At 57.5% G+C, this 13,762-nt stretch carries 14 protein-coding genes; 8 read left to right on the top strand and 6 right to left on the bottom strand.

Going from position 1 to position 13,762, the window contains the following annotated elements:
* Positions 1-216: 216 nt before the first annotated feature.
* The 6 genes from xthA to N1249_RS08870 all read left to right on the top strand — a co-directional run bounded on the left by xthA (position 217) and on the right by N1249_RS08870 (position 6,417).
* Positions 217-1,023, top strand: a complete 807-nt coding sequence (gene xthA / locus N1249_RS08895; RefSeq protein ID WP_259836857.1) for an exodeoxyribonuclease III — start codon at positions 217-219, stop codon at positions 1,021-1,023.
* Positions 1,024-1,029: 6 nt separating this feature from the next.
* Positions 1,030-1,710 (top strand): TVP38/TMEM64 family protein, encoded by a 681-nt coding sequence (locus tag N1249_RS08890; protein ID WP_259836855.1) that lies wholly within the window; start codon positions 1,030-1,032, stop codon positions 1,708-1,710.
* 22 nt (positions 1,711-1,732) lie between these two features.
* On the top strand, positions 1,733-2,896 hold the full coding sequence (locus N1249_RS08885) for an ABC transporter substrate-binding protein (protein ID WP_259838055.1): 1,164 nt from the start codon (positions 1,733-1,735) through the stop codon (positions 2,894-2,896).
* A complete protein-coding gene (locus N1249_RS08880) occupies positions 2,869-4,404 on the top strand; it encodes a thiamine ABC transporter permease (protein WP_259836853.1) in 1,536 nt (511 codons plus the stop codon). The genes N1249_RS08885 and N1249_RS08880 overlap by 28 nt, the downstream gene beginning before the upstream one ends.
* Positions 4,404-5,024 carry an ATP-binding cassette domain-containing protein gene (locus tag N1249_RS08875; protein WP_259836851.1) on the top strand — a complete coding sequence of 207 codons (621 nt, stop codon included), beginning with the start codon at positions 4,404-4,406 and terminating at the stop codon, positions 5,022-5,024. Before N1249_RS08880 ends, N1249_RS08875 begins: the two co-directional genes overlap by 1 nt.
* Before the next feature lie 85 nt (positions 5,025-5,109).
* Positions 5,110-6,417: a sulfurtransferase gene (locus N1249_RS08870; RefSeq protein WP_259836848.1), complete on the top strand. Its 1,308-nt coding sequence runs from the start codon at positions 5,110-5,112 to the stop codon at positions 6,415-6,417.
* Here the strand turns inward: N1249_RS08870 and N1249_RS08865 are convergent.
* Positions 6,414-7,031 carry a CDP-alcohol phosphatidyltransferase family protein gene (locus tag N1249_RS08865; protein WP_259836846.1) on the bottom strand — a complete coding sequence of 206 codons (618 nt, stop codon included), beginning with the start codon at positions 7,029-7,031 and terminating at the stop codon, positions 6,414-6,416. The genes N1249_RS08870 and N1249_RS08865 overlap by 4 nt on opposite strands.
* The gene (locus N1249_RS08860; RefSeq protein ID WP_259836844.1) at positions 7,024-7,593 is read right to left on the bottom strand and encodes a carboxymuconolactone decarboxylase family protein; all 570 of its coding nucleotides are present in this window, start codon (positions 7,591-7,593) and stop codon (positions 7,024-7,026) included. Before N1249_RS08860 ends, N1249_RS08865 begins: the two co-directional genes overlap by 8 nt.
* Positions 7,594-7,668: 75 nt before the next feature.
* Here N1249_RS08860 and N1249_RS08855 point away from each other — a divergent pair, with 75 nt between their 5' ends.
* Positions 7,669-8,085 carry a pyrimidine (deoxy)nucleoside triphosphate diphosphatase gene (locus tag N1249_RS08855; protein WP_311202549.1) on the top strand — a complete coding sequence of 139 codons (417 nt, stop codon included), beginning with the start codon at positions 7,669-7,671 and terminating at the stop codon, positions 8,083-8,085.
* On the opposite strand, the gene N1249_RS08850 is transcribed toward N1249_RS08855, so the two are convergent.
* Positions 8,045-8,317, bottom strand: a complete 273-nt coding sequence (locus N1249_RS08850; RefSeq protein ID WP_259836842.1) for a YnjH family protein — start codon at positions 8,315-8,317, stop codon at positions 8,045-8,047. The two genes, N1249_RS08855 and N1249_RS08850, sit on opposite strands and share 41 nt — an antisense overlap.
* Positions 8,318-8,544: 227 nt before the next feature.
* Here N1249_RS08850 and gdhA point away from each other — a divergent pair, with 227 nt between their 5' ends.
* On the top strand, positions 8,545-9,888 hold the full coding sequence (gdhA, locus tag N1249_RS08845) for an NADP-specific glutamate dehydrogenase (RefSeq protein ID WP_166716905.1): 1,344 nt from the start codon (positions 8,545-8,547) through the stop codon (positions 9,886-9,888).
* A 116-nt stretch (positions 9,889-10,004) separates the two neighbouring features.
* Here the strand turns inward: gdhA and N1249_RS08840 are convergent, their stop codons facing one another.
* The 3 genes from N1249_RS08840 to N1249_RS08830 form a co-directional block, all read right to left on the bottom strand.
* The gene (locus N1249_RS08840) at positions 10,005-11,918 is read right to left on the bottom strand and encodes a DNA topoisomerase III (protein WP_259836840.1); all 1,914 of its coding nucleotides are present in this window, start codon (positions 11,916-11,918) and stop codon (positions 10,005-10,007) included.
* A gap of 4 nt (positions 11,919-11,922) precedes the next feature.
* A complete protein-coding gene (selD, locus tag N1249_RS08835; RefSeq protein WP_259836838.1) occupies positions 11,923-12,966 on the bottom strand; it encodes a selenide, water dikinase SelD in 1,044 nt (347 codons plus the stop codon).
* A 116-nt stretch (positions 12,967-13,082) separates the two neighbouring features.
* Complete coding sequence (locus tag N1249_RS08830; protein ID WP_259836836.1) at positions 13,083-13,634, bottom strand: NAD(P)H nitroreductase; 552 nt, start codon at positions 13,632-13,634, stop codon at positions 13,083-13,085.
* Positions 13,635-13,762: the final 128 nt, after the last annotated feature.

The raw sequence follows: 13,762 nt of genomic DNA, 5'->3' as shown, positions 1-13,762 counted from the left end.
GTGAAAGACTATTCACAGGCCAAATATAATTCTGGAATTGTGATCGCCAGCGAAATTTATTTGCCATTTACGCACCGTTTGAGGGCGTGACGCGTTGGAATGGTGCAAATTTTGCACCGTTGGCATTATCTGTCGCAGTTATTGGTCATACCCGGTAACAGATGCGCCAAATTCTGCTACCATCCATGCACTATTCACCTTGCATTGGCAGCGACTATGAAATTTGTCTCTTTTAATATCAACGGCCTGCGTGCCCGCCCTCACCAACTGGAAGCCATCGTTGAGCAACATCAACCGGATGTGATTGGCCTACAGGAGACAAAAGTTCACGACGATATGTTCCCTCTCGAAGAGGTAGCAAAACTGGGTTACAACGTCTTCTATCACGGGCAAAAAGGCCATTATGGCGTCGCGCTGCTGACCAAAGAAACGCCGGTTTCCGTACGTCGCGGCTTCCCGGGTGATGATGAAGAAGCCCAGCGCCGGATCATCATGGCGGAGATCCCCTCTCCGCTGGGAAATATCACGGTGATCAATGGCTATTTCCCGCAGGGAGAAAGCCGTGACCACCCAACCAAGTTCCCGGCTAAAGCGAAGTTTTATCAGGACTTACAGGATTATCTGAACACCGAGTTAAACAAGACCAACCCGGTGTTGATTATGGGTGATGTGAACATCAGCCCTACGGATCTGGATATCGGGATCGGCGAAGACAGCCGTAAACGCTGGCTGCGCACCGGGAAATGTTCTTTCCTGCCGGAAGAGCGCGAGTGGATGCAGCGTCTGATGGACTGGGGCCTGGTAGATACCTTCCGTGCGGCTAACCCGGAAGCACAGGATCGCTTCTCATGGTTTGACTACCGCTCCAAAGGTTTTGATGACAACCGTGGTCTGCGTATAGACCTGCTGCTGGCAAGCTCTCCGCTGGCCGATCGCTGCGTTGAAACCGGTATCGATTATGACATCCGCAGTATGGAAAAACCGTCTGACCACGCGCCGGTGTGGGCTAAATTCAAACTGTAACTGCATGTGAACATTCGAAAAATCCTCTTCCTGTGCGCCCTTCTGGGCGCCTTTGTTTTGGCATTTTCCTTTCTGCCGCCGGAAATGCTTTCCCTCGATTCAGTACGAACCCATCACCAGGCGTTGCAGGCCACGGTTGCACACTCCCCGTGGCAAAGCGCGGCACTCTATTTCGCGGTGTATGTGGTGGTATCTGCTCTGTCTATTCCCGGGGCGGCCATTCTGACGTTACTGGGTGGTGCGCTGTTCAGCCTATGGCAAGGGATTGTGCTGGTTTCGTTTGCGTCCACGCTTGGCGCCACACTGGCAATGCTGGTAAGCCGTTATCTGCTTCGCGACTGGGTGCAGCAGCGCTTTTCTCAACAGATGAATACCGTTAATACTGGGATGAACCGCGATGGTGCTTATTACCTTTTTGCGCTTCGCCTGATGCCGCTGTTCCCCTTTTTCGTGGTCAACTTGCTCGCCGGGTTGACCCGTCTTGGCGTGTGGCGTTACTGGTGGGTAAGCCAGCTTGCCATGCTGCCCGCCACGGCTATCTTTCTTAATGCCGGACGCGAGCTGGGAAAACTGACCTCCCTGCGCGATATTCTGTCGCCGGGAATGATAATCGCCTTTACACTACTGGGGTTATTACCGCTGGTCACTCGCTGGCTGTTTTCTCGCTACTTTCACTCTTTGCATTAAACAGGGAGGCATTATGCGCCGTGTGCGTTTTTGCGCGTTTCTGACAGGCCTGCTGCTGGCAAGCTCATCCTTTGCCGCGGATAGCTGGCAAGACATCCAACACCAGGCCCGCGGGCAAACCGTCTGGTTTAATGCCTGGGGCGGCGACCCGGCGGTGAACCGCTACCTCGACTGGGTAAGCGGCGAGATGAAATCGCACTACGCCATCGACCTGAAAATCGTCCACCAGGCGGATGCGGCCGATGCGGTTAAACGTATCCAGACCGAACATGCCGCCGGGCGGGAAACCAACGGGTCGGTCGATCTTCTGTGGGTGAACGGTGAAAATTTCCGCACCTTAAAAGAGGCCGGTTTACTGCAAACCCAGTGGGCGCAAACGCTCCCTGCGTGGCGATTTGTGGATACCCGCAAGCCGGTAACGGAAGACTTTTCCATTGCCACAGACGGCGCAGAATCCCCCTGGGGCGGCGCACAGCTGACCTTTATCGCTCGTCATACAAGCACCCCGGCGTCGCTGCGCGATCCGCAGGCGTTGCTGGAATATGCCAAAAGTCATCCCGGCAAAGTCACCTATCCGCGCCCGCCCGATTTTACCGGCACCGCCTTTCTTGAACAGCTTCTGCTGACGCTTACCACCCAGCCGGATGCGCTAAAAACCGCGCCGGATAAACGCACTTTTGCCGAAGTGACCGCCCCGCTGTGGCGCTATCTCGATACACTGCATCCACTGCTGTGGCGTGAAGGGAAGGATTTTCCGCCCTCACCGGCACGTATGGATGCGCTGCTCGCCAGCGGTAACCTGAATCTGTCGCTGACGTTTAACCCCGCTCACGCCCGGCAAAAAGTGGCCAGCGGTGAGCTGCCTGCCGACAGCTACAGCTTTGGCTTTGAGAGCGGGATGATTGGCAACGTCCATTTTGTTGCTATCCCGGCAAACTCCTCGGCCAGTGCGGGCGCGAAAGTGGTGGCTAACTTCCTGCTTTCCCCCGCCGCACAGACGCGTAAAGCCGATCCCGCCATCTGGGGCGACCCGAGCGTACTGGATGCCCGGAAATTACCGGCGGCCGAAGCAGCACAGCTGAACGCCCACACCATCGCCGGGCTACCAAATATGCTGGCTGAGCCGCACGCCGCCTGGGTTAATGCGCTGGAGCAGGAATGGCTGCGCCGCTACGGCACGCGCTGAGCGGCTGTGTCTGGCTGGCAATGGCGGTCATTTATGTGCCGCTGTTCCCGGCTGGCGTGATGCTGATAACGCCAGCGTTTTCTGTCGCCAACTGGCAATCCCTGCTGAATGACCCTCAGTTGCCCCAGGCATTTATCGCCACGCTGGTATCGACCCTGATTGCCACGGCAGGCTCACTGTTTATCGCCCTGGGCCTGGTTGCCGCCCTCTGGCCTGGCAAGCGCTGGCATCAGTTAAGCACACGCCTGCCGTGGATGCTGGCTATACCTCACGTTGCCTTCGCCACCAGCGCCCTGCTGGTTTTTGCAGAAGGTGGGCTGTTTTATCAGTACGTTACTTTTTTATCACCCCAGCAGGACAGCGCAGGTATCGGATTAGGGCTGACGCTCGCGATCAAAGAGAGTGCGTTCGTCCTGTGGGCCATTTACGCCGTGTTGCCGGAAAAACAGCTGGCGCAGCAAAATGTGGTCTTACAGAGCTTTGGCTACGGGCGTATTCAGCGCCTGTACTGGCTTGTTCTTCCGGTCATTGCTCCCGCGCTGGGTGCCGTGATGCTTGCCGTGCTGGCATGGTCACTATCGGTTGTTGATGTGGCCATCGTGCTCGGGCCCGGGAATCCCCCGACGCTTGCGGTGCTGGCCTGGCAGTGGCTGAACCAGGGTGACGCTGAACAGCAAATCAGAGGGACGTTATTATGCCTGCTGTTACTGTTGCTGCTGGCGATCCTGGCCGCGGCCGGGCTGGGCATCTGGAAACTGTGGCGTCGAACGTTGCCGGATGTCAGCGGCGTTCGTCATAGCAGCCACCATGCTGTGCCGGTCAAAACGCTCGGCTGGTTAGTGCCCGGCTGCGGGCTGTTTTGTACGCTGGTGCTGGTTTTAGTTGCCAGGGGCAGTGATACCGCCCTCGCGCCTTACGCCACGAGTTTATCTCTGGGCATGGCATCCAGCCTGCTGGCGCTGATCGTTCTCGTGCTGTGGCTGGAATGGCGGCCGCAACGTGGAGCCTTTTGGATCTGGCTCCCGCTGGCGCTTCCGGCATTACCGCTGGTGTTCGGGCAATACCTTGTTGCGTTGCAACTCGGGATCGACGGGCAGTATGCCGCCGTCCTGTGGAGTCATTTGCTCTGGGTCGTGCCCTGGATGTTGCTGGTGCTTCAGCCCGCCTGGCGCAGAATTGACCCGCGACTCATACTGATTGCCAGAACGCTGGGCTGGTCGCGCGCTAAAATTTTCTGGTTAGTCAAATGCCCGCTGCTGGCTCGCCCGGCGTTACTTGCCATCGCGACGGGGTTTTCCGTCAGCATGGCGCAGTACATGCCTACCCTGTGGGTGGGTACCGGACGCTTTGCCACGCTCACGACAGAGGCTGTAGCGCTCAGCAGCGGTGGCAGCCCAGCCATTCTCGCTAACCGCGCGCTTGGTCTGCTTTTACTGACGGGCACACTCTTTGGTATTGCCGCACTCTTATCCCGGCTTGCGGGCCGCTACCGACAAGGACTACGTTAATGCTGAGCGTGAACAATCTCACCATCGAGCCGCTTTTTCGCAAGGTTAACTTCAGCGTGCCGCGCGGAGAGATCGTGACGCTGATGGGGCCATCCGGCAGCGGTAAATCCACGCTATTTTCCTGGATGATCGGCGCACTGTCTGCGGATTTTAACGCTCAGGGCGAGCTGTGGCTGGATGAAAAACGCTGCGACACGCTTCCGGTCGAAAAGCGCGGGCTGGGGATTTTATTTCAGGATGCCCTGCTGTTTGACAGCTTTAGCGTGGGACAAAACCTGATGCTGGCCCTGCCTGCGCAAATTACCGGACAACGGCGCAATGACGACGTACAACATGCGCTGCACTCTGCGGGGCTGGCCGGACACTACGCCAGCGATCCGGCAACGCTTTCTGGTGGAGAGCGCGCCAGGGTGAGCCTGCTGCGCGCTTTGCTCGCGCAACCGCAGGCGCTGCTGCTGGACGAACCCTTCAGTCGTCTTGATAAAACGCTACGCGCATCGTTTCGGGCCTGGGTTTTCGATGCCGTTCGTGCGCGCAATATTCCGGTAGTGCTGGTCACGCATGATGAAGAGGATATCCCGCCCGGGGGTGACGTTATCCAGCTTTCTCGCTGGCAATAAACGCCCCGGCCCTGTGCTAACGCAATGTTTTCTGTTTCAGGTGAGATAACAATGAGCCCCTCTTTTACTGACGTCAGGCTTTTCGATGAAACGTGTTTCTCAACTGACTGCGCTGGCCCTGCTTTGCGGCCTCGCTTCAATGTCCTCTCTGGCGGCTGAGATGCCCCACTCCCTTACTCTGGCACAGATCCAGCAACAGCATGGCGCGGTGATCGATACCCGCGCCAGTGCGTTCTACAACGGCTGGCCGCAAACCCTGACCGGCACATCCGGGCATGAACCTGCGGCGCTTAACCTCTCTGCCTCCTGGCTTGTCGCAATGAGCGACGAGCAACTTGCCAGCTGGGCGAAGCAGCACCAGCTCACGCCTGAAACGGCAATCGCGCTGTACGGCAGCGATGCCGACAACAAGGCAATACAGGCGCGCCTGGAAAAAGCCGGATATCGCCGTATCTCACTGTTAAGCGATGCGCTGCAAACCGCTGATCGCCTGCAACGTTTACCGCACTTCGGGCAACTGGTTTACCCGCAGTGGTTGCATCAGTTACAGCAGAAAAAGTCGGTTGTTGCCGCCCCTTCGGGAGACTGGAAAGTGCTTGAAGCGGGCTGGGGAGCACCAAAATACTACCTGCTGAGCCATATTCCGGGTGCAGGCTACATTGATACCAATGAGGTTGAAAGCGAGCCGCTGTGGAATAAAGTCTCTGATGACAAACTCAAAGCGATGCTGGCCAAACACGGGATCCGCCACGACACCACGGTGATCCTCTACGGCCGTGACGTCTATGCCGCCGCACGCGTTGCGCAGATCATGCTCTACGCGGGGGTGAAGGATGTGCGCATTCTGGACGGCGGCTGGAAAACCTGGTCAGACGCCGGGCTGCCTGTTGAACGAGGTACGCCAGCCGACGTGAAACCCGCCCCCGACTTTGGCGCACCGGTACCCGGCCAGCCGCAGTTGATGGTCGATATGGAACAAGCCCGCGGAATGTTGCATCGTCAGGATGCTTCGCTGGTCAGTATCCGTTCCTGGCCTGAGTTCACCGGTGTCACCAGCGGCTACAGCTACATTAAGCCAAAAGGTGAAATCGCCGGTGCGCGCTGGGGCCATGCCGGCAGTGATGCCACACACATGGAAGACTTCCATAACCCGGACGGCACCATGCGTAGCGCCGACGATATTACCGCGATGTGGAAAACGTGGAATATCCTGCCAGAACAGCAGGTTGCATTCTACTGTGGTACCGGCTGGCGGGCGTCCGAGGCCTTTATGTACGCACGGGCAATGGGCTGGAAAAACGTCTCCGTTTACGATGGCGGCTGGTATGAATGGAGCAGCCACCCGCAAAACCCGGTTTCCACCGGGGAGCGCGGGCCGGAAAGTTCGCGTTAACGGGTGAGCGATTTTAACGTCACGTAACCGCTCCAGATGCGCGTTGTAGTGGTAAGCCAGCACAACGCGCCAAATACCCAGGCGAAAAGTGAAAAATGCGCCGGAAACAGACAGCACAACACGAACAGTGCAATTGTCTCCGTCCCTTCCGTTAAGCCACCAATGTAGTAAAACGACTTGTGTGCATAGCCAGGGTTATCAATATTGTGTTTTGCAGCCAGTGCCGCAAACGCCAGAAAACTGCTGCCCGTGCCCATAAAAGCAAACAACAGCCAGGCCGCCGCCAGCGCATTTTCCGCAGGTGCTGCCAGCGCAAAGCCAAACGGCACCAGCGCGTAGAAAAGAAAATCGAGCGCGATATCCAGAAACCCGCCTGCGTCACTCAACTCGCGGCGTCGCGCCAGTGCGCCGTCAAGCCCGTCCAGCAGGCGATTGAGCGCAATGGCGACCAGCGCCGCCAGGTAGCTGTTCAGCGCCAGAAAAGGCAGCGCCAGCACCCCAATGGCAAACCCCGCCAGCGTTAACCCGTCCGGGGAGATAAATGGTCTGTCGAGCAACGCTGCAAGCTGGTTCAGCGCCGGTTTCACGCGCGGATGCAGGTGTCGATCAAGCATCAGGTTTCCCTTTGAACGTGGCGCAAAGCCCCTGCGCCGGGATATCCAGCGCGGCATTAAAACGTGCGGATAAGTTCTGAAACGCAATTAACGCCGTCATCTCAGCGATCGCCTCATCGGTGTAATGGCATTTGAGCTGCATTTTTATGGCCTCATCCACCTGCGGCGGCGTGGCAGTGACTGCTTCGGCATAGGCAAGCGCCACGCGCTCCTCTTCACTGAACATGTCGGCTTCATGCCAGTTACTCACCGCCTGCACTTTATCCATCGCCCCGCAGCGCTCGGCCAGACGCAGACTATTGGCATCAATGCAGAAATCACAATGGCAAATCTGAGAGACTCGCGTCATCAGCAGGGAGCGCAGCACAGGGCTCAGGCGCGCATCACGACGCTCCAGAAACCCCACAAACAGGGCTACCAGCCAGAATAGTCGCGGCATTCGTCCCCACCAGCGGGTGGGGTTCAGCACCGCGCCGTAGTGTTTTTTCTGCATCGCTGCGATCGGTTTTAAACTGACGGGAAGGTTTTTTAAGGGGGCTACCCAGGCGGGTGTCTCTTTCACCTGACTCTCCTGATGGCTGGACTCTTTGAAAGGGCACGATAATATGTCGTTTTTCGTTATCAATTATTGACGACCATGCTGAAAACCATCGATGTAGTGGCAGCCATTCTTGAAAAAGAGGGCAAAATTTTACTTGCGCAGCGCCCACCCCATGCCGATCAGCCCGGTATGTGGGAATTTGCCGGCGGGAAAGTGGAAGCCGGAGAAACGCAGCCTGAGGCGCTTGTCCGCGAATTACGCGAAGAGTTAGGCATTAACGCTGAGCCTGCACGTTATGTGGCAAGCCACCAGCGAGAAGTCTCCGGCCGGCTTATTCACCTTCATGCCTGGCATGTCCCTTCATTCAGCGGTGAGCTGACGGCACATTACCACAGTGCGCTGGTGTGGTGTACGCCGCAGGAGGCGCTAGCCTATGCCTTAGCGCCTGCGGATATCCCACTGCTTAACGCCTTTATCCTTTTACGCGACGCCAGACCAGCGGATTTGTGCTGACGGCCCGTTCATCACGCTGACACTGCAACAGCACACCGTCGGCCTTCACCACTGCCCCTTCTGAATAGTTCTGATCCTGATAGATACAACACTGGTTGCAGGGCTGCGTACTTTGGCCGCTGGAGCTGAATACCTCCGGCGGGACATTCACCTGCACATCCGGGCGAATTCGGTCGGCCTGTGCGCCTGCGGATAAAAGGGCAAACAAAGCGGTCATCACATAACGGTTCATAGAAGTCTCTTCCTGTTGTCTCCTGATAATGACTATAACGGTAAACCCGGCAGAACCTTTAATTTCTCTCGTCATCGTTTTTTGTTATGACCCGGACGCGATGATGAATTTCCCTTTAGGGGGAAATTTCTGCTTGCCTCACAAAGCGGTGCGGGTGATATAGTCAAAAAAACGTCATAAAACGTCTACGCAACACACATAAATTAAAATAAGAGGTTCTTATATCTATGGATCAGACACGCTCTCTGGAAACTTTTCTTGCCCACGTTCAACAGCGCGATCCGCACCAGAGCGAGTTTGCTCAGGCCGTTCGTGAAGTCATGACCACCCTGTGGCCATTCCTTGAAGAAAACCCGCGTTATCGCCAGATGTCTCTGCTTGAGCGCCTGGTCGAGCCGGAGCGTGTGATTCAGTTCCGCGTGACCTGGGTTGACGATCGCAATCAGGTGCAGGTTAACCGCGCGTGGCGCGTGCAGTTTAACTCGGCAATTGGTCCGTTTAAGGGCGGGATGCGCTTCCACCCGTCCGTTAACTTATCCATTCTGAAATTCCTCGGCTTCGAACAGACCTTTAAGAACGCCCTGACCACGCTGCCTATGGGTGGCGGCAAAGGCGGCAGCGATTTCGATCCTAAAGGCAAAAGCGAAGGCGAAGTGATGCGTTTTTGCCAGGCATTAATGACCGAGCTGTATCGTCATCTGGGCCCGGACACCGATGTTCCGGCAGGTGATATCGGCGTGGGTGGCCGTGAAGTGGGCTTTATGGCCGGGATGATGAAGAAACTCTCCAATAACAGCGCCTGCGTGTTTACCGGTAAAGGCCTCTCTTTCGGCGGCAGCCTGATCCGCCCGGAAGCCACCGGTTACGGGCTGGTCTATTTCACCGAAGCCATGCTGAAACGTCATGGCCTGGGGTTTGAAGGGATGCGTGTTGCGGTCTCTGGTTCCGGTAACGTGGCGCAGTACGCTATCGAAAAAGCGATGCAGTTTGGCGCGCGGGTTGTTACTGCCTCCGATTCCAGCGGGACTGTGGTCGACGAAGCAGGCTTTACGGCTGAAAAGCTGGCGCGTCTCTGCGAAATTAAAGCCAGCCGCGACGGTCGCGTGGCGGATTATGCCCGTGAGTTTGGCCTGACCTACCTCGAAGGCAAGCAGCCATGGGCAGTGCCGGTGGATATCGCCCTGCCGTGCGCGACCCAGAACGAACTGGACGTGGACGCCGCGCGTACCCTTATCGCCAACGGTGTGAAAGCCGTTGCCGAAGGGGCAAACATGCCAACAACCATCGCCGCAACCGACCTGTTCCTGGAAGCTGGCGTGCTGTTTGCACCAGGCAAAGCCGCGAATGCAGGCGGCGTGGCAACCTCGGGTCTGGAGATGGCGCAAAACGCCGCGCGTCTGGGCTGGAAGGCGGAAAAAGTGGATGCGCGTCTGCACCACATCATGCTGGATATTCACCACTCCTGCGTGGAATTCGGTGGAGAAGCATCACAAACCAACTACGTGCGTGGCGCGAATATCGCCGGGTTCGTGAAAGTGGCGGATGCGATGATTGGGCAAGGTGTGATTTAAGCTGTCGCGGCGTTCTCGCCCATGTAGGCCCGGTAAGCGTTAGCGCCACCGGGCTTTTTTCAGGCCGCAGAGCCGTTTTTCGCCGGGTGGCGGCTTCGCCTTACCCGGCCTACGGGTTAAGAGGCGGCCGCACTCTTTTTCTTTTTGAACGGCTTCTTCGCACCTCCGCCCGGTGCAACCATTCCTCTGAACGTCTTCACCGGCGTACTGCGCGCCTGATCTATCAGCTGATAAAGCGTCCCCACCAGCGGCTGCATAAAGTCCTGATAGCGGCACTGCTTCTCGCTGATTTGCGTCAGGATGGATTCCCAGTGCGCCGTCATGTCCGGCCTTGCCGCCAGCTCTGGCAGCGAGTGGATCAGCGCCCGTCCTGGCTCCGTCGAATGGATATAACGCCCTTTCTTCTCGAGGAAACCACGCTTAAACAGCAGTTCGATGATCCCTGCGCGGGTCGCTTCCGTACCCAGCCCGTCGGTTGCACGGAGGATCTTCTTCAGATCTTTATCCTGCACAAACCGGGCGATACCCGTCATGGCGGAGAGCAGCGTTGCATCGGTGAAATGGCGTGGTGGCTGAGTCTGACGTTCAACCACTTCGCCCTTTTCACACAACAGTTCATCATCTTTAGCCACCACCGGCAGCGGCGTGCCGTCGTTCTCTTCATCGCGCTCTTTACTGCCAAGCAGTGTCCGCCAGCCGGCTTCCGCCAGGAAACGGGCTTTGGCGACGAACTTACCTTTGGCAATCTCCAGCTCGATGACACATTTGCGGAATACCGCATCCGGGCAGAACTGCATCAGATACTGACGGGCAATCAGGTTATACACCTTCGATTCGTTTTCCGTCAGGTTCACATTGCTGGTACGTGCCGTGGGGATGATGGCGTGGTGGGCGTCCACTTTTTTATCGTCCCAGCAGCGGTTACGCGTGTCCGGGTTGACGGCGGGCTGAGGTAGCAGATCCGGCGCGTGAACGCCGATCGCGTTCATCACCGAATGCCGTCCGGCATAATGTTCTTCCGGCAGATAGCGGCTATCCGAACGCGGATAAGTGATCAGCTTATGGGTTTCGTAAAGCTTCTGGCAGATATCGAGCACGTTTTGCGCACTCAGACCAAAGCGTTTAGCCGCTTCAATCTGCAATGCCGAAAGCGAGAACGGCAGCGGTGCAGGTTCTGATTCCCGTTTATCGTTATAGCTGGTGACGATGGCGGGCTGGCCGGTAATGCGGTTGACCACGTGGTCCGCCAGCGGGCGATGCAACAACCGCCCTTCTTCATCCTGATACGACTCACAGGCATCGCTTGGCTGCCAGGTTGCCGTAAAACGTTCCTCTTTTGGCGTCACGATATGCGCTTTGACTTCAAAGAAGTCTTTGGCGACAAAGTTTTCGATCTCTTCATCGCGACGCACCACCAGCCCCAGTACCGGGGTTTGCACGCGCCCGACGGAGAGCACACCCTGATACCCCGCGTTACGCCCCAGAATGGTATAGGCGCGGGTCATGTTGATCCCGTACAGCCAGTCGGCACGGGCGCGCGCCAGTGCCGAAACGCACAGTGGGATAAACTCGCTGTTGGCGCGCAGGCGCGAAATCGCACGCTCCACGGCCTGCGGGTTTAGGTCGTTAATCAGGCAGCGCTGGACCTGCTGGCGCTTTTCCGGGGCCAGCTCCAGGTAGTCCAGCACCTCGTCCACCAGCAGTTGCCCTTCCCTGTCCGGGTCACCCGCGTGGACGACTTCAGAGGCCTCATGCAGGAAGCGCTTAATGACGTTGAGCTGTTTGGTGACGGACGGACGAGGCTGCAGGCGCCATTTTTCCGGCACGATAGGCAGGTCGTTCAGATTCCAGCGGGCGTAGCGGCTGTCGTAGACATCCGGCTGCGCCTGCTCGAGCAAGTGTCCAATACACCAGGTGACCACCTGCCCGTTACCGCACTCGATAAAACCATCGCCTTTGCGGTGCGGCTTAGGCAGCACATCGGCGATGGCACGGGCCAGACTTGGCTTTTCGGCAATAAACAACCGCATCGAATTAACGGATCTCGATCATCGGGCGGCCACCTCGGGCGTCCACCAGTTCGCCGATGGCCGTCAGAGTGATACCAAACTCCGCGGCCGTTGCCTGTACTTCTGCTTCCGATTCCGGCGTTACGGCCAGCAGCAGACCGCCAGAGGTTTGCGGATCGCACAGTAGGTCGCGCCACGCTTCTGGCATGTCGCCCATCAGATGCCCATAGCTGGCAAAGTTACGCTGAGTACCGCCCGGCACGGCGCCCTGGGCAATGTAGTCTTCCACGCCCGGCAACTTCGGCACGTCCTGATACCAGACCTGCGCCTGCACGCCCGCGCCCTGACACACTTCGCTCAGATGGCCAAGCAGACCAAAGCCGGTGACGTCGGTCATCGCCTTCACGCCGTCGATATTGGCAAACGCCGCACCGGCGAGGTTCATCTGGCACATCACGTCCGTTGCCAGACCCACGTGTTCTGGTTTAAGCAGGGATTTTTTCTCGGCGGTGGTGAGTACGCCAATGCCCAGCGGCTTGGTGAGGAACAGTTTGCAGCCCGCCTGCGCGGTGCTGTTGCGTTTAACGCGCTCGGTTGGCACCACGCCCGTGACGGCCAGGCCGAAGATCGGCTCCGGCGCATCGATAGAGTGACCGCCGGCCAGCGCAATCCCCGCCTGCTGGCAGGCAAAACGCCCGCCTTCAATCACTTCACGGGCGATTTCCGGGGCAAGAGTGTTGATTGGCCAGCCCAGAATGGCAATCGCCATAATCGGCTTACCGCCCATCGCGAAGATATCGCTGATGGCGTTGGTGGCCGCAATACGCCCGAAGTCAAACGGATTGTCGACAATCGGCATAAAGAAGTCGGTGGTGCTGATAATGCTGGTGCCGTTACCTAAGTCATAAACCGCTGCATCGTCACGCGTTTCATTACCGACAAGCAGGTTCGGGTCGACAAACTTCGCCTGTTCACTGTGCAGGATGGTTTCCAGCACTTTTGGGGAAATTTTACAACCGCAACCGGCTCCGTGGCTGTATTGCGTTAAACGAATGGTTTGCTCGCTCATGGACATCTCCTGTCATTGCAATCGCGCTATGGTAGCGCTCATTCCATAAAGAGGTAAGTATGACTGTCTGAATTCTGCAGCAGATGCTCAGAATCCAGACAGTTTAGCGCGCGTTATCAGAAACGGCTGACGAAAGGCGTGGTGTCCGGCACGTTTATCGTGCTGGATGCTTTAAGCTGCGGGGTACCGAGATAGAGGAAGCCAACAATTTTGTCGTGCTCGCCGCAGGACAAACCTTCGCGCACGACCGGGCTTTCGGTGAGTGCGCCGGTACGCCAGATGCCGTTAAAGCCCTGGGCGACCGCCGCCATTTGCATCGCCATGACGGCGCAGCCCGCAGACATTTCCTGCTCCCAGACCGGCACTTTATGCTCAGCCTGGCATTTTGCGACCACCGCGATGATCATCGGTGCGCGGAACGGGCCGGTGCGCGCTTTTTCGATGCCTTTCTCGTCCTGTCCCGCGGCTACCGCACCCTGCTCCAGCAGCGCGCTGAAGCGATCGCGGCCTTCGCCTTCAATAATAAAGAAGTGCCACGGCTGTAATGTGCCATGATCCGGTGCGCGCATCCCGGCACGCAGAATGTTTTCCAGCTGCTCACCCGCTGGCGCCGGTTCGGCCAGGCGCGAGGCACTACGACGGTTAACAAGCAGTTCAAGTGCGTCCATTGGTTAACTCCTGTCTTGAATTTTCCTAACAAAATTAACACGGCGGCAGATTTTGTTACAGCGTGACGGGCGATTCCTGCTGACAAGTGGCGGTCGGGTCATTACGATAACCCCACATTGCCGTCCAC

This window comes from Enterobacter sp. CP102 (assembly GCF_025152625.1).
GTDB classification, from domain to species: Bacteria; Pseudomonadota; Gammaproteobacteria; order Enterobacterales; family Enterobacteriaceae; genus Enterobacter; species Enterobacter soli.
This window is presented reverse-complemented; position numbering and strand designations above follow the sequence as displayed.

What these genes read in the sequence shown, in the direction of transcription:
- xthA (WP_259836857.1), top strand. Translation starts at nt 217, where the DNA reads ATGAAATTTGTCTCTTTTAATATCAACGGCCTGCGTGCCCGCCCTCAC.
- N1249_RS08880 (WP_259836853.1), top strand. Translation starts at nt 2,869, where the DNA reads ATGGCTGCGCCGCTACGGCACGCGCTGAGCGGCTGTGTCTGGCTGGCA.
- N1249_RS08875 (WP_259836851.1), top strand. Translation starts at nt 4,404, where the DNA reads ATGCTGAGCGTGAACAATCTCACCATCGAGCCGCTTTTTCGCAAGGTT.
- N1249_RS08870 (WP_259836848.1), top strand. Translation starts at nt 5,110, where the DNA reads ATGAAACGTGTTTCTCAACTGACTGCGCTGGCCCTGCTTTGCGGCCTC.
- N1249_RS08865 (WP_259836846.1), bottom strand. Translation starts at nt 7,031, where the DNA reads ATGCTTGATCGACACCTGCATCCGCGCGTGAAACCGGCGCTGAACCAG.
- N1249_RS08855 (WP_311202549.1), top strand. Translation starts at nt 7,669, where the DNA reads ATGCTGAAAACCATCGATGTAGTGGCAGCCATTCTTGAAAAAGAGGGC.
- N1249_RS08850 (WP_259836842.1), bottom strand. Translation starts at nt 8,317, where the DNA reads ATGAACCGTTATGTGATGACCGCTTTGTTTGCCCTTTTATCCGCAGGC.
- gdhA (WP_166716905.1), top strand. Translation starts at nt 8,545, where the DNA reads ATGGATCAGACACGCTCTCTGGAAACTTTTCTTGCCCACGTTCAACAG.
- N1249_RS08840 (WP_259836840.1), bottom strand. Translation starts at nt 11,918, where the DNA reads ATGCGGTTGTTTATTGCCGAAAAGCCAAGTCTGGCCCGTGCCATCGCC.
- selD (WP_259836838.1), bottom strand. Translation starts at nt 12,966, where the DNA reads ATGAGCGAGCAAACCATTCGTTTAACGCAATACAGCCACGGAGCCGGT.
- N1249_RS08830 (WP_259836836.1), bottom strand. Translation starts at nt 13,634, where the DNA reads ATGGACGCACTTGAACTGCTTGTTAACCGTCGTAGTGCCTCGCGCCTG.